The following is a 16,241-nucleotide window of genomic DNA, read 5'->3' on the forward strand; positions in this document are numbered from 1 at the left end:
CTAATTCAGCTCATCACCGTATTGTCATTTATGACATAATCAGGGTCAAATAAGACAATAATGGTTATGATTAGAGCGTGTTGAACACTTTTTAAACATAGCGCTGAGAGTCTTTATTGAAGCGTTAACTTCTAGGTAGCGTTGGTACTATCTCACTACTGATTTGATAGAAATAAAATTAAAAATTCATAGATTAAAAATAACTATAAAGGTCAATACCCTATGTCCGATATAAAACCATTTGAGGTCGTTATTCTAGGATTCGATGGGGTGCTAGGCAGTGTATTGGCAGGTGCATTAGATCTTTTTTCATTCACTGGAGTGAGCTGGCAGCGTTTTTTGGATCAGCCAGTTACGCCAAGGTTTAAAGTACAGATTGCCAGTTTGGGCGGCGTAGATATTCGCTGTAGTAATCGCTTGATTATGCGAGCGCATTGCGATATCGCAGCAGTGAGAAGGTGCGATTTATTATTGATTCCCACCATCGGCGACTCTATCGATAAAGTGCTGCTACAAAACGAGTTATTAATACCGCACATCATACGCTTAGCTAATACTCAAGCCGATATCGCTAGCAACTGTAGCGGGGCTTTTTTGTTAGCCAAAGCTGGATTATTAGAAGGGCGCGTCGCCACTACCCATTGGGGGTATGCCAGCAAGTTTAAAAGCGATTATCCAGAAGTAAATTTACAAGAAAATCAGTTCGTCACTCAGTCGGATAATATATTTTGTGCCGCAGGAGGCAGTGCTTTTTATGACTTGGCGCTGTTATTAATAGAGCGCTATTGTGGACGTGAGCTATCGACACAAGTGGCTAAAACCCAGATCATCGATAGTAAAAGAGGCAGTCAGAACAGCTATACTAATGTGACTTTATATAAGCCGCATGCTGATCAACTGGTCAAGCGAGTGCAAGACTATATCGAGAATAACTTTCAGCAACCGCTACAAGTGAGTCAATTGGCGGCTATGGTCAATATCACCACTCGGACACTAAATAGACGATTTCAGTCAGCCGTAGCTATGCGCCCTATCGAGTACATTCAGGCAGTCCGAATTGAGCAAGCCAAACGTCTATTAGAGTCCAAAGACGTCAGTATAAAGTCTCTTGCCGATCAAGTGGGTTACAGCGATATCTCGTCTTTTACTCGACTATTTAAGCGTGCTACCGCCCTCACCCCTAAAGAGTATCAGAACAGATTTTCACGGATAGCGATTTGATGTCAGCTTACTTGCTAATGCTGCAAGTTAACCGCGATACAGAAGTAGGAGGAGAAAAAAGCGGGCGGTAACATACGCTGTCGATAAAAAGTGAATAATAAAAAGGGCTAGCGCTATAAATAATTGCACGCTAACCCTTATAGTAACTGCTACCTACACTTGCCAACTATGATGAGCGAAAAGTCACAGTCTTATCTGACCAAAATAACCGGTGATGAAGTACTAGCGATAATCTCAGTAGTGGTACTCCCTAAAAATAGCTGCTGCCACTTAGAGCGTCCATAAGCACCAATTACCATGATATCGATGTCATGCTGCTTTTGAAATACCAATAGACCTTTTACCGCATCAGTCGATGGTAGATGATGAGACTGGACGCTGAATCCTGCTGCTAATAGTTCAGCCGCCGCTGCCGCTAAGCTATTGTTTGAGCTGTCATCGTTATTACCTATCATCACGATATGGCCGGGTATACCTTTTAGTACCTCACTTTTCGCTACTAAATGGATGGCTCTGATAGAGGTTTTGCTAGCATCAAAAGCAATCATATAAGATTGGGGCTTAGTAAAGGTTTCAGAGCAAATAAGAATAGGCACTCTGGAGGCACGAGCGACGGTTTCTATTTGACTACCGATATTGATACGACTGTCTTTATGATCCTCGCCGCGCCTGCCCATAACGATAGCGCGATTGTTAAGATCAAAATGTTCGATAGCTGGGAGCAGCTTACTACGACGTTGGTAAGGCGTGACAGCTACGGCGAAGTTATCTTCAATATAGCTTTTGGCATCTTGTATTAAAGCATTACTATAGCTATTAGCAATCTTAGCTCGCTGCTCGTCAATCTGCGATAACTCTTGTAGTAATATCTGGCGACTGTCCACTCCTATAGACCCTGATAAGTCACGCCTTGCTGAGGCCGGCACTTCTATCACATTTAACAAAGCCACAGGCATATTTAAGCGCTCGGCATACCAAGCGGCATAGCCACAGACAGACTTAGTCACTGCTGAGCCATCGATACAAGCTAGAATGTGCTGCTGAGTGGTCATGACTACTCCTTAATATTGAATGAAGTTTCTATTGGTATTTATATTACACAGTAGAGCCTATTTCAGTCTATCATTGTTTAGCAATAACAATAGAGTCAAATAGGGCATATTAAGACTATCTACATACAGTCAGCCCTAAATAATAGCGATATCCTGACCTTATGTTTTAAAGACAGATTGACTATATTGTGCGCCATGAACTGGCTTTAGCGCTGATTTTCGGACGCTTGAGTGATAGTGATCCCTTAATAATCAAGCGTTAAAGGCATCAGCATAACCCCTAGAAGAATGAATGGAATGCAAAGCAAACTTTTTAGCACTGGGCCTCGACACTTTGCCCAACGGGTAATGATAAAATATAGACTAGCAAAGGGTAAAAATAAATATAATAAACCCCACAGTATTGATTCTTGAAAAGCTAAGATAATAAGCTTGATGCTATAGATAAAGGCGATAGCCATGCCTATAAATAGCAAAATCATTCCTACAGTTTCCATATGCTGCTCCTTAGTTAACGGTAAAAATCGATATAAATTACTTTTTGAAGACAACGCCTCATTTCGATAAGCTTTTCGCCAGAACCGTTATAAAGCTTATCGCCCTCTAGCTTATATTCAAACTTAGAAAAAGTGTTATTTGACAAGGTATCATCTGAGCCGATCTCATAGCTTATGGAAAGAGACTGACCGGTGATATGAGTGTACAAATACTGGCTATAAGAGACCGGATACTCAGTGTAAAACCTACGCCTAAACTAAACTTTAAGGCTCATCACAAACCATAGTCAAACTATTACCGAACAAGGTTTTATTGAGTTTTTGCTGATAGTTATAGACCTTTTCAGGGTCGACATGATAGACCTGATCATTCACACAATTGCCAAAACCAAAAGTAACCAAATCAATTTTGGCGTATTTGGTAGGGTCAGTTGCTTTTTCTCTTTGGTAACGCTCTGTGGCCAAATCCCGATAGTACTCGCCATTATCATCGCTTAGACGTGCCTGCTGTTGAATTCTGTCTTCGACAAACTGCTGCCACTTATTCTGAATGGCGGTCTCGTTTTGCAGCAAAGGTTCAAGGTAATGCTTACACATTGGCGGGCTTTGTTTAAGGGCATCACTAGGATTTAGATAAGCTAAAATGGTTAGTCGATTTTGTTTATATTCGCCATCGATAGATTTTAGCAGCTGTTGCTTATACTCTTTTGCTTCTGGCACAACTTCTAGACGACCAGCGTTACTCTTAACTTGTTGGTACTCTTTAGTCAGCTTATCCATATCTGTCATAGACAGCTCATCGAGCGCATTGATGTCCATAGGGGGAAAAAAGCTACTTAAGTTGGAGCTGGTTAAGGCTCGTAGTACAAAATGGGAATTTTTGATTTGCTTGGCGCTATACTTCTTATTATCGAACTTACCCTTTATATCGCATAGCTCATCTTGCCATTTATAGACCTCGGCTTGGGCGATATTGGTTATGGCCATTGCAGCAACTATGACCGCTAGACTAAATAGTTTCATGGTTTAAGTCCTTTTATTTTTTAAGCTTATTTAGGCGTAATCCAACTACCTACACTAATCGTAGTCGTAAGCGTCACTGCCGTCAATATGGCAGGCTACAGAAACTGTACAGATAAACTTACTAAACTATCAGCTAGACCAAGAGTTTATTACGATCAAGAAAATAACAGCCTACAGTGCTGCTTTCAAAGCTACAGCCGTCAACAAGATAGGAAACAACAACATTAATAGTTTAGTAGCTGCAAAACAGCTTGGCTTAGCAGTGCAAACGCTATACCGTCGACGTAATAAAGCTAATCTTTTAGGCACAGAACAGTATGATCCCAAGCTTATGCTAGTAGATTTTTAGGAAATAAAGTAGCTCGATCAAGCTATAGACCTTAAGCGGTTATCAAGCCAGCTTAGTTAAATATTATGCCTATGAAAGTGCCAAATTCATTCAGTAAGATCTAGTAAATGACTATTAGGATTACCATTTGCAGCTGAACGGTTCATTATCTACTGATTCTCTACTAGACTGTTTAGAGTACTGATTGCGAAGATAGGATATTCTCGCAAATTATTCATTGCTACCACCCTGATTAAAATAAGAGAGCAATACTATGACAACCAATAATACAGCCACGGAACAGGTAACCATTGAAGGCTTCAACGTTGGCGACCGCAATCAACTCGGCAGCTATACTCTCACTTTGCAGGACATCATTAGCTTCGCTGAACAATGGGACCCGCAGTTTTTTCATACTGATCCAGAGCGCGCGCTTAGCGAAGGCTTTTTTGGCGGTATTATCGCTAGTGGTATCCAAACTATGGCGGTGTTTCAGCGATTATCTGTACAAAGTTTCTCGCAGAATATCAAAGTGATCGGTGGTGCGGGGATTAAGGACTTACAGTTTCGTCGCCCAGTGTATCCAGACGATACCTTGACCGGCTCACTGACGGTGACCGCTATTAATTTTGAGACTGAGCGCAAACGGGCGCTAATTACTTATGCCGGTGAACTGCTCAATCAAAGAGAAGAGCGAGTGTTAGTGCTGACTATCTCGGTCTATGTACAAACCAATAACTAGGCTGCTATTGATTAAGCTAAGCGCTTATAACCTTACACTAAAACAAAGCTCTGCAATTGTTGCGGGGCTTTTTTATGATAATTTTCTTACTTGTTTTAGTATTTTAAAAGTCTCAAGCCAACCCTACCACCCTGCATTATTAAAAAAACGAAGCCAATAAATTGACTTCGTTCTCTGTTTGACTATGCTGTTTTGTTTAGCTTCTGTTGAGCTTATTGGCCGACTTTCTCAATTTTTACTAGTAGAATTCTGGAAGACAAGGTCTCTAAAACCGTAAAAATATAATCATCAGCACTGATCTGATCATTAACTTGCGCCGCCCCTTTGAGTTGCGAATTTATATAGCCGCCAATGGTTAGCTGCTCGACATCATCGAGTAAATTAGATTCCTGCAACTCAAGACGTAATTGGTTGAGACTAACCGTACCTTCAGCGACCCAGTGGTCTTGCTTATTGACGATCTCTAGAGTCTCATCCTCATCAGGGAACTCGCCAGCGATAGCCTCAAACAAATCTAATGGCGTCACTAGCCCGGCTAATTGCCCATACTCATCTATCACTACAGCTAAGTTGCCTTTAGCATTTTTTAGCAGATTAATCAGTCGTAGATTGTCAATAGTATCAGAGACAAATACCGGCTGCTGCTTAGTGAATAAAGGCTCTAAAGCGGCATGAACATCGCTTGGATCATCCTCAAGGGCGGCTAGGATGTCTTTAGCCCGTATTACCCCTAAGATCTTGTCTAAGCGCTTTTCGCACACTGGTAATAAGCTGTGCGGCGTTGCTAATACTTGATGACGAATCGATGCCAAACTACCAGTAATGTCGACCCAAGATACTTCAGAACGTGGGGTCATGATAGTCTGTACTTGGCGCTCACCCAGAGCCAATACTCCACTGATCATGTAGCGCTCTTCTTGTGCAAAAGGCAGGGTAGCGGCTAAGCTTCTATCATTTACCGACATTTCATTATTAGAGTTTTCTTGAGCAGTACCACCCATCAGCATTAATATACTGTCAGCGGCCCTATCTCGCAACGGGATCTGCGCCTCATACTTGTTACGGTTTCGTTGTATAAACTGGTTAAAGGCCTCAATAAGAATAGAGAAACCAATCGCCGCATATAGATAGCCTTTAGGAACATGATAGCCCAACCCCTCAACGATTAAGCTAAAGCCGATCATCAACAAGAAGCTTAAGCATAGAATCACTACTGTAGGGTGACGGCCGACGAAGTCCGTCAAAGCTTTGGAGGCCATAATCATAACGAACATCGCTACAATAACTGCTGCCATCATCACCTCAAGCCGCTCTACCATGCCGACAGCAGTAATCACCGCATCGAACGAGAATACGGCATCTAAGATGACAATTTGCGCCACTACAGCGACGAAGCCCGCGTAGACTTTGCTCTTACTATTGCTTTCTGGTTTGCCCTCTAAGCGTTCATGCAGCTCAAGGGTAGCTTTGAATAATAAAAACAAACCACCAACTACTAAGATTAAATCTCTAACCGATAGAGCAAATGCCCCATACTCGACTACCGGCTCAGTCAATGTCACTAGCCAAGACATAATGAACAGTAAACCCAAGCGCATAACTAGAGCGAGTGACAAACCGATATTTCGAGCTTTATTACGTTGATCGGGCGGTAGTTTATTTGCCAAAATTGCAATAAATACTAAGTTGTCAATACCCAAGACCATCTCAAGGGTAACTAAGGTAAAAAAGCCAAGCCATATTGATGGATCGCTTAAAAGCTCTATCATTTAATTGCGTACTCACAGTTGTAATTTAGGGATTAGAAGTTAAAAACAGTTATAGATAAAAGCAATTATAGATAAATGCCATTATAAAACATCAAATTTCATGTAATAATTAATATTGTTCTGATAACTTAGCATCAGAGATTATTTTTGTTGCTCAGTATTCAGCGTCTTTAATACTTATTAGTGTCTTTAATACTGAGTAGCTATCGTTTTTAGGGGTCAATAGAGACCCTATCACCTAATAACTTTAAAATACAATCATCAAGCCTAGCGCTTTCACACCATAAACACAGAGCATTATCTGTTAAAATAATGTTGAGATATTAGCCACTACCTCTATTGGCTATAGATAGGATCTAACATGCAATTGGCAGCAATTTTTCAAAAGATACATCAGCGTACTCCTAGACTAGGTAAAGCGCTATCGTTGGGAACGGCTACTGGGGTCATTTTAGCTAACAGCTTTGGCGGTAGCTTGCCGGTGTGGCTGATGGGAGCTACTAAGGTAATTACTGGCTCCGCTATTGCCGATAAGGCGGTGATCAAAATAGCCAATCATTGGATCAATAGTAATAATGCGGTGATCGATACCGTATTGCCAGACAAAGACTGGCGTATCAGCTTGCCTTATGAGGTACACGTCAATGGTAAATATCTGCTGGTCAGCAATCATCAATCTTGGGTAGATACTAGCGTGGTACAGTATGTTAGTCAGGATCGTTTGCCCTTGACGCGGTTTTTTACTAAGTTTGAATTGATATACATTCCTATCGTCGGTCAAACCTTTTACTTCTTAGACTTTCCAATGATGCGGCGCTACTCAAAAAAAGCCATTGCCAAAAACCCAGCGCTAAAAGGTCAAGATATCATTGAGGCCAAACGTGCTTGTGCTTTGCTAAAGAACAAGCCTTTTACCTTGCTAAATTACTTAGAGGGCACCCGCTTTAACGCCAGCAAACGTGATAAGCAGCAGTCGCCCTACCAGTATCTCCTCAAACCGCGTGCAGGTGGCTTGGCGTTGGCTATCAATGCTTTGGGAGCAGATATAGATGGTATTTTGGACATGACTATCGTCTATCCTGACGGCATACCAAGTTATAGTGACTTGTGGCAAGGCAATATCAAGCGCCTAGGCGTTGATGTTCGCTACATTAGCATACCTAGCCCCTTATCTATTGCTATTCAAAACGGTGGTTATGAGAATGATGACGCTGTCAAAGCACAGATGTTCGCTTGGGTCGAGCAGATATGGCAGCAAAAAGATCAGCGTATTAGCGCTATGATGGCCGATTTTAAAGATGAGTTTGAAGACAAATTTGAAGGCAAGTTTGAAGACAAATTTGAAGGCAAGTTTGAAGATAAGGAAGATGAGTCGTAGAGCCTACCCTACAAGAAGTGCTTAAAACCAAGCGCTGCTCGTAAGCCATCCGTTAATAACCAGTCGCTTCTGAGTCAACAATAGCAAGATAATAGCAAGATAATAGTAGGCTTACGCTTTTAGATTAGCACTGTACATCGCTTTTTTAATAGTTAGTGGTAAAGACAAAAAAACGCCCCTTAGCCAAAGTCTGCTAAGAGGCGTTTTTTATTAGCTGGGTTTAAAAAGCAAAAGCGCTAGGCTTATTTGATACGCATATCACCAGTTTCGACATAACGTTGATGCCACGATAGCGACTCATTAAGGATATGCGGCGTTTGCATGCCCGCCGTGCTAGAGGCACGATCGAAGTAATCTTGTAGCATAGGACGGTAGTCTGGATGCGCACAGTTATCAATAATTGCTTGCGCACGTTGACGCGGCGCCAGCCCACGTAAATCAGCTAAACCTTGTTCAGTCACGATCACCATAACGTCATGCTCAGTGTGGTCATGATGCGATACCATCGGGGTAATACAAGAGATAGCGCCATCTTTGGCCACTGATGGCGACACAAAGAATGAAGTGTAGGCATTACGGGCAAAGTCACCTGAACCGCCAAGGCCGTTCATCATGTTAGTGCCCATAACGTGAGTGGAGTTGACGTTACCATAAAGGTCACACTCAATCATCGCATTAATAGCTAGAACGCCTAAGCGACGCGCAACTTCAGGATGGTTGGTAATCTCTTGTGGACGCAAAACAATGCGCGCACGTAGGTCAGCAATATTCGCATTAAAAGTCTCTAATGCATCCGGGCTTAATGACAATGCAGTAGCAGAGGCCATAGTCATTTTGCCAGACATGATTAAATCGAGCATACCGTCTTGCAGAACTTCAGTATAGCCAGTTAATTGCTCAAACGGGCTATTTTGTAATCCAGCCAATACCGCATTAGCTACGTTACCTACTCCAGATTGTATAGGCAATAGGTTAGCTGGCAGGCGGCCTTTTTTGACTTCATCATGGAAAAAATCAATGATATGGCTAGCGATTTGATTAGAACACTCATCAGGATCAGCGAACTTGCTATTGCGATCTGGCGAGTTGGTTAACACGACAGCCACCACTTTATCTAAATCACAACTCAAGTAAGGATCGCCAATACGTCCACCTGGAGTCACTAGAGGAATGGGCTTGCGATTAGGGGGCATACCAATGTCATTATAAACATCATGCATCCCTTCTAACATTAGGCTTTGCTGAGCATTGACTTCTAAAATGATGTGTCTGGCATTATTCAACCATGCATTGCTCGTACCAATAGAAGTGGATGGAATCAGGCGACCATCAGGTAAGATACCGGCGACTTCAACGACAGCCATATGCATATCGCCATAAAACCCAATAGTGCTTTGCTGGGCTACATGGGATAAATGCATATCGAAGTAGAAGGCTTCACCTGCATTGATTTGCTTACGTAGTGCAGGCTCTGATTGATAAGGAGTACGCCATTTGATACCTTTAGCATCAGCCAATACACCATCACACTCAGTGGCGGTAGAAGCCCCAGTTAATAGGCCAATTTGGAAATCTTCGCCACGTGCGTGGGCCGCTTCCATATGTTTGGCTAAAGCTGCTGGTATGGCTTTAGGATAACCGGCGCCAGTGAAACCACTCATGCCTACATTCATATCATTTTTTATAAAAGCCGCTGCTTGCTCAGCAGACATTATTTTTTTACTCAAACCTTCGTGTAGTACACGACCTTCATGATTAATTGAACTCATATTGTTTTCCTAATGACTTCCATGTTGATAGAGATCCTCATTAGAGTGAGGAGCATTCTGGACGAAGCCGTTGACACGATCTCGTAGCCGTATCTTAAACAACTTCACTGCAAAATGCGAGGAGCTTAGATCAAGTATTATAGCAATGACTCAATTTGCTCTTAATTAGCTACAGTCTATAGCTACTCGGCCACTAAACTGCTGAGTAACTCATCTATCTCAACCTTGAACTCTCGGTCTTCGATTTTATTAGCGCTGATCTTGGCATTTTGTAAACTGCTAATGGCGGCTTCTTTTTGACCCATCTCGATTTGTAGTACCGCCATAGAAAAAGCAATCGATGACATATGATCTTTAGAATTAATCGCTGTCGCCTTATCCAAAGCCTTTTGATATTTAACTAACGCCTCATCCAACTCTCCAGTGAAGTCAGCAAGCGTCTCCCACTGCTCTGGGTGATCTTTGTCGGTATTTTCATTATCGATACATAACGCCTGCAGCTCGGCATAAAACTTATCAAAAGCAGGCTGATCGCCTATTCGGTCCGCTTCTAACAGCTCTTCGGCTAGCTTGTAAACAGCTTTGTATATCTTAGTGTTAATCATGAGATGTTCCTTTTTTTATCAAAATAAATGGTGAGGCGCTATGCTAGCGCTGCAGTGCTTTGGAGCTAATAATAGACTAACCCTAGATACTAACTGGCGTTGTTTACAGGATAAGCCATGTAGATAGCGGGCAGTAAGTGACAATAGCAGGAGAGTAAGTGAACAATGATAAGTAATATATAGCAAATAGCCAGCAGAAATTTTTTAAAATAACTAGCTTACCCTCATCTCTTTGTTTATAAGCCTTTAGACAACAAAAAAAACCTCAATAACATTAGTTACTTGAGGTTTTTACGTTTCACTATAATTAATATTCTACTAAAAACTTAATAAGTTATTAGGGAGTGCTCTAAACCCCTATAAATATTGGCGGTTGTTACTTACTGTTGCCGCACTACTTTAGCTGATCATAATATTGAGCTGTTAATATTTCTAATCCATTTTAGTCTTTCTTTACTTTTTTTTGTTGGCTGTCCAGCCTTTTTAAAGCGTAGTAAACTCCTGAGTTACTACAGCTTAGTCGCTGCGCTCTTTGATACTGAAAATCATTAGGAAATGCGGCAATATCATCGAGTAATACCATATCTAGTATTTTGGTTGGTGGTTTATTTCTACGGTTTTTTGACTCTAGTGCTTTTGTCCAGCTGTGTATGGTACTAGTACTTATCTGATAAAAAACAGCCGCTTGTTTAACGCTCATACCTTCATTGATACTACGCAAGACTTGTTTACGGAAATCTAGCGAATAAGTCATTGCTACTTTCCTTATTGATATTGGATGGTAACTGTTGCTACCGACCTAACACTCCCTGGAGTGACCACAGGATCGGTTTGATAATAGCGAGCAGCCAATGGAATATTATGTTGAATGCTCTGGTTTGAAGTTAAAGACCCTAAAGCAATTTTTTCATTTTTAGCGATTACTTTATTAACATTATTATAATTGGATACTAATTGAACCGCTACACCTGTCGCACGCTCTGCTATAGGAGCAGAGTTTTCTATAACGTTAACGGTGTTAGCAGCAGCGGTATAGTCGAAGTTTAAGCTTATGTTACTGGTTTCTTCAAATCCTGCCGGGCTTGTGCCACCGTTGCATAGAATACTTAAGTCAAAAGCTTGCTCTCCTACGGTTGATCCTACTCCTTGAAAGTTAGTTTTATTGACAGTAGGCAACTGGACTGTCTTGTTTATATTGCCTTCTATCTCACAAGATGAAGAGGCAATGGTAATAGTGTCCCCATACACAGCACTAGTTAGCCACGGACGAGTACGATTGTTAGTAAAACGATAACTACTATAGGGTCCTGGTGCTAACGCTCCAGAACCGGTATTGGGGGCTGTTTTTATAATTTCAACAACGAAAAATCCTGGTGATAAAGTATAGGTTGTATTGCCAGCTACTGTTCTAGTATAAGGATAAAACCCGGAAAAATTGGTTGCGTCTACAGCTTCTCGATACAAGCGGATTCCAATCCCTTCAATATTCGTATTATATATCGAGTTACCTAAAGGGCTTAACTGAAAGTTCTGTAAAAGTATGGCTTCAATCGTTGCTGAACCAGTACCATCACACGTAATGCTTGAGCCATTAGAGGCTATCGGGAAAGTGGACTTACGCAGTATTTTTCCTACAGGATCACTTGGCTTAACTACGACTCTGCCAACCGCCATACTTATATCTTGAGTCATGAAACCTTGGCTAGCAGTACACGCTGCATATGCCTCTGAACTAAAAGCATACCCTGCAAGCACCCCTATCAGTAACAAATGAGTTTTTAAGTGTTTATATCTCATTTACATACCCCTTCTAGCATAATTAGGTTTTTTTGACTATCGGCTACTTGATTGGCTATATCGTATTGAATACTGCACTGCTCGTCCTGCTTATCACCCCATTTTACAGTTACTGTGTCTGCTAAAGTATCACTACGTAAGTACACTAAACTGCCTTGAGCTACGATACCGACATACTCTCCCTTAGAATCAAGTACTTCAGCGGCAAAAGGCAGTGTTTCACCGCTTGGCTTTAAGCTACGAATATAGATGGCCTTACCTAATTTAGTCACAAAGTTAACTTTTGAAATCGATCCGGCATAAGGAGCAATACGCTGACTGGTTCCCTCTAACTCAACATCAAGCGACATACCTTGCGGATCTAAAGTAATATCGTTCAAGCGATAAGGCGTTACGTAAGGAATGACTGCATAGCCCGCTTTATTTATAGTCAATCCTGTAGTGTTATTTACTTTGGCTCCTGCCGCTTCAGGCGCATAAACCAATACCATCGTTTGCCCCTGATCTGGACCAAACAGAACCCCTTCAGAATGAGCGACTACATTGCCTTGGACAGACAGCGTGGCCTGCTGGTACTGATCTGAGATGCTGTAAGAGCCACCTACAGTAGCAACGTTAGTACGATACTGAGCGTTGACGCTTGCACTAGGGTTTTCTCCATAAGTGGAGGATATTGAAGTTCCATAATTGAAACGATCTCCTACCATACCGCTCACTCCAATAGTCGTATTATCCTGAGTACTGATTGAGTTAAGGCTTGCAGAATTACGCTTATAAGACAGTGGCAACGATAAACTTAGCAGATATTCAGTATCGTTCTCACTTCGATTAGTGATTTGGTTTTCAAGAACACGGTTAATGGCGGACAGTCCGTAATTTACGTTACGATAGTTGTTACTATAGCCAACTTGGTACTGTTTAGTTACTTGATCTAAATTCCAATAATCGGACCATGAACCCGTAGCATATATATTACCCCAATTATTAGGCAGTCCTTGATTTAGGGTTATCTGAAATTCGCTACGCTGTTTACCAAGATAGGAGCTACCACCGCCTTTATTCTCAATATCTTGTGTCATTAAGGCGTCACGTAACTTATAAAAACCTTCAGTAGAATAACGGTAGGCTGCTAAAGTTAAATTGGTGTTTGTCGGGGTAATTAGCTTGCTATAACTAAGTCGAAAGCTTTGGCCTTTTTCTTCATCACGCTGATCAAAATCAGTCTGAGAGTGGGTCATATCCAATGCAATAGCACCAATTGGGGTTGCAAATGCACCGCCTAAGGTAAGAGCTGCATAATTATCTGACCCTTGTAAGCCGCCATACGCTGTCAAAGAGTTATTAATACCACGCTGATATTTACCCTGAAAAATAAAAGGGTCAAGCTCAATATCACGATCGCGAAACTGACCAGCTGTCACTGAATAGCGACTCATCCCTGGACGAAGCATTTGAGCTACTGAGGCATAAGCGATTGCGTACCTTTGAATCTCACCATTGGCCTCAAAGACGGAGACTTCAAGCTCACCGCCAAATCCTGTTGGATATAGATCGTTAATCTCAAAGCTGCCAGGAGCAACCGTAGTTTGATAAATCAATTGGCCTTGTTGACGCACTTCAACCTTAGCATTAGTCCTAGCACTGCCACGGATACGCGGCGCATAGCCCACCATGCTATTAGGCAGCATACGATCATCACTAGAAAAATCTGCCCCGCGGTAACCAAACGAATCAAATATTTCACCATTAGTAAAACTATCGCCGAGTGTCAGTACACTGCGATATTCAGGATAAGCGCGTTGTGCGTAGGTGCTAACCGACTCGTACTTTGACTTATTGTCACTACTCTCAGATTCATTCCATACCCATTGTCCATTATGACGAAACTGCCAGCCTGCAATGTTCGCCCCTGTGTTTAAAGATACAAACGCATTGGTATTATCACTGCTGTTTTCTGATGCATTAAAGGTTTTATAGGCACTGGCATTATAAGAGACAAATGCCGCATTGATACCACGGTCCCAAACGCTGGGATCGACATAACCTTGGGCGTTTTTTTGCATGGCAACTTGTGGAATAGAGATATCAAACCTTAGTTTTGAGCTATCAAAATCATAAAACGATGACTCAATCCACTCATCGAGTTTCTGACAGCTTCCACTGTCATATTCTGCCTTTTGTTGGATAACTTCCGCTTTTACACCATATTCAAGTAGCTGCTTGCCAGTAAAGCAAGTATATGAATTCTTGTTATCCGTAGTAGCTTTAAACAACATACGGTGCTTACCAAACCAGCTGCCATTGATATAAACATCTAAATTATACTCACCGGGTAAAACTGGATTGCCATAAGCAAATCTATTCATATCTATTTTTTTGGCATCTCCTATCAAAAAATCAGCGCTAAATTCAGCTTCTGTACTGATTAGTGGAGAAGATTTTTCATCAGTCTCATTGGCGTTTACTAAGGTTGGTATACTAAAGCTAATGACACTGCAAGTGAGGTAGTAGCTTATGTTCCTCTTAATGTACTTACCAGATTTGGTTTTATTTTTCATGATCCAATCGTCCTTTAAAAATTAAAGAAACATAGCTACTGCTTTTAACTGATTGAAAAACCATGATTACTTGATGTCGCTCGTAACACTACCACCATAATCATTAATCGTAGTAAAAGTCATGCCTTGTACATTCGAATTTAGTAGAGTCACTGACTTCTCAGAAAATGGTGACAACATTAAACCCTCTCTTAGAATATCAACCTTTTCACCCAGATTCTGCTGAGCTATAGCGCTCATAGTTATATAAAACGGCGTTGGGTTTTTAATTACTAAAACCTTGCCGTTATTAGTCCATTGAATTTTTTCAGGTGCTAAATTGGCATCTTCTTTAATACTGCTAGGTCTATAAAAAAGTTTGATTCGTGAGCGAATGGCAAGTTGCAAAAAATTATCTGGCGCTGCACTCATATTTTTTGAGTTTGGCTTAGGGGGTATATCCAAAATATTCAACCAAAACAATGTTTCTTGATCTTTACTAAGGGCATTGGCTGTCGGCAAACTGCTTATACGTAAGAATTGTCCTTTTTGTGCTTCTACACGCGCGATAGGAGGGGTAATCACAAAGGGGGCTTTTGATTGATCTGGCGTTGAGTCGGCGTCACCTTCATCAATCCACACTTGTACTAAAGCTGGGTTTTGTCCTCCATTAGTTACCTCTAAAGTAATTTCACGTGCGTCAGATGAATAGACGACACGAGTACCATGAATAATTATTTCAGCGTTTGCTACACCAGAGAAAATCAAAAATATGAATAAGCATATCTTATAAAACCAATGATTTGAGAACATATACTTACTCCAATATAAATATAAACTGGAAAAGACAAGTTAAATACTCCTCTTGTCTCCTCCAATCTATTAAGGTTTTTAGTTACTGATAAACAAGAGTGTATTGCACTGAAGTCCCTACAGTTCCTTCCGTTGATACACCAGTAGCATAGTACTCAGCGTAGTAATTAAGATTAGCGCTGCTGGCAGCTGCAACATCTACGAACTGCGAGTTGGTCTGTGCTCCACTAGCGCCTGCGGCTAGAATAGGAATAAATGTGTTGTTGTCCCCTAATAGTTGAACTTGAACGTTAGCGGCGCTACCAGTACCAGTAGCGTTCTTTAAACGACCCGAGTTAAAGTCAACTGTGGCACCAGGTTCGAAATAAGTAGCCACTTTCCCTGCAGAGCAGTTGGTTAACCTAATAGTAAAAGGGGTACGGCCAGCAACCTGACCTACTGCTGCAAGGCTTTGTTTAGAAACAGTAGGAAGCGTTACAGTAATGTTTTTACTTCCTGCCTCAATGTTACAACTTTTTGCGCTGACCGCACCGTTGATAGTAATTAGCCCGTCAGCAGCAAAGGCGCTAGACATACCAAGAACTATAGTCACTGCACTACAAAAGAGTTATGTTTTGGATGAATATCATAAAACAATTTAGATAAGTCATTTTCCATCCAACCTTGGCGTAAAAACTTCACTTGAGCCCACTTCTTCTCGATGGGATTTA

General features: G+C 41.4%; 14 protein-coding genes. 3 read left to right on the forward strand and 11 right to left on the reverse strand.

What is annotated here, in order from left to right; genetic code table 11:
* The first annotated feature begins 222 nt into the window (after positions 1-222).
* Entirely contained in the window at positions 223-1,221 is a 999-nt protein-coding gene (locus tag JMY09_RS12575) for a GlxA family transcriptional regulator (RefSeq protein WP_201624054.1), read from the forward strand.
* Between the two features lie 191 nt (positions 1,222-1,412).
* On the opposite strand, the gene JMY09_RS12580 is transcribed toward JMY09_RS12575, so the two are convergent.
* The 3 genes from JMY09_RS12580 to JMY09_RS12590 all read right to left on the reverse strand — a co-directional run bounded on the left by JMY09_RS12580 (position 1,413) and on the right by JMY09_RS12590 (position 3,793).
* Positions 1,413-2,273, reverse strand: a complete 861-nt coding sequence (locus tag JMY09_RS12580) for a universal stress protein (protein ID WP_201624056.1) — start codon at positions 2,271-2,273, stop codon at positions 1,413-1,415.
* A gap of 245 nt (positions 2,274-2,518) precedes the next feature.
* Positions 2,519-2,770, reverse strand: coding sequence for a hypothetical protein (locus tag JMY09_RS12585; RefSeq protein WP_201624058.1), 252 nt, complete (start codon positions 2,768-2,770; stop codon positions 2,519-2,521).
* Positions 2,771-3,034: 264 nt separating this feature from the next.
* Positions 3,035-3,793 carry a hypothetical protein gene (locus JMY09_RS12590; RefSeq protein WP_201624060.1) on the reverse strand — a complete coding sequence of 253 codons (759 nt, stop codon included), beginning with the start codon at positions 3,791-3,793 and terminating at the stop codon, positions 3,035-3,037.
* A gap of 602 nt (positions 3,794-4,395) precedes the next feature.
* Here JMY09_RS12590 and JMY09_RS12595 point away from each other — a divergent pair.
* Complete coding sequence (locus JMY09_RS12595) at positions 4,396-4,863, forward strand: MaoC/PaaZ C-terminal domain-containing protein (protein WP_201624062.1); 468 nt, start codon at positions 4,396-4,398, stop codon at positions 4,861-4,863.
* 212 nt (positions 4,864-5,075) lie between these two features.
* Here JMY09_RS12595 and JMY09_RS12600 read toward each other — a convergent pair whose 3' ends face one another.
* Positions 5,076-6,632: a TerC family protein gene (locus JMY09_RS12600; RefSeq protein ID WP_256932911.1), complete on the reverse strand. Its 1,557-nt coding sequence runs from the start codon at positions 6,630-6,632 to the stop codon at positions 5,076-5,078.
* 361 nt (positions 6,633-6,993) lie between these two features.
* Between JMY09_RS12600 and JMY09_RS12605 the strand changes: the two genes are divergently transcribed.
* Positions 6,994-8,010: an acyltransferase gene (locus JMY09_RS12605; RefSeq protein WP_201624064.1), complete on the forward strand. Its 1,017-nt coding sequence runs from the start codon at positions 6,994-6,996 to the stop codon at positions 8,008-8,010.
* Between the two features lie 242 nt (positions 8,011-8,252).
* Here the strand turns inward: JMY09_RS12605 and JMY09_RS12610 are convergent, their stop codons facing one another.
* The 7 genes from JMY09_RS12610 to JMY09_RS12640 all read right to left on the reverse strand — a co-directional run bounded on the left by JMY09_RS12610 (position 8,253) and on the right by JMY09_RS12640 (position 16,105).
* Complete coding sequence (locus JMY09_RS12610) at positions 8,253-9,779, reverse strand: acetyl-CoA hydrolase/transferase family protein (RefSeq protein WP_201624066.1); 1,527 nt, start codon at positions 9,777-9,779, stop codon at positions 8,253-8,255.
* Between the two features lie 182 nt (positions 9,780-9,961).
* Positions 9,962-10,384: a tetratricopeptide repeat protein gene (locus JMY09_RS12615; protein WP_201624067.1), complete on the reverse strand. Its 423-nt coding sequence runs from the start codon at positions 10,382-10,384 to the stop codon at positions 9,962-9,964.
* A 442-nt stretch (positions 10,385-10,826) separates the two neighbouring features.
* Positions 10,827-11,138, reverse strand: coding sequence for an IS630 transposase-related protein (locus JMY09_RS12620; RefSeq protein WP_201624069.1), 312 nt, complete (start codon positions 11,136-11,138; stop codon positions 10,827-10,829).
* An 11-nt stretch (positions 11,139-11,149) separates the two neighbouring features.
* Positions 11,150-12,181 (reverse strand): fimbrial protein, encoded by a 1,032-nt coding sequence (locus JMY09_RS12625; RefSeq protein ID WP_201624071.1) that lies wholly within the window; start codon positions 12,179-12,181, stop codon positions 11,150-11,152.
* On the reverse strand, positions 12,178-14,739 hold the full coding sequence (locus JMY09_RS12630; RefSeq protein WP_201624073.1) for a fimbria/pilus outer membrane usher protein: 2,562 nt from the start codon (positions 14,737-14,739) through the stop codon (positions 12,178-12,180). Before JMY09_RS12630 ends, JMY09_RS12625 begins: the two co-directional genes overlap by 4 nt.
* 66 nt (positions 14,740-14,805) lie before the next feature.
* A complete protein-coding gene (locus tag JMY09_RS12635; RefSeq protein WP_201624075.1) occupies positions 14,806-15,531 on the reverse strand; it encodes a fimbrial biogenesis chaperone in 726 nt (241 codons plus the stop codon).
* 82 nt (positions 15,532-15,613) lie between these two features.
* Entirely contained in the window at positions 15,614-16,105 is a 492-nt protein-coding gene (locus tag JMY09_RS12640; protein ID WP_201624077.1) for a fimbrial protein, read from the reverse strand.
* Positions 16,106-16,241 lie beyond the last annotated feature (136 nt).

It is taken from the genome of Psychrobacter urativorans (genome assembly GCF_904846695.1).
Taxonomy (GTDB): Bacteria; Pseudomonadota; Gammaproteobacteria; order Pseudomonadales; family Moraxellaceae; genus Psychrobacter; species Psychrobacter urativorans.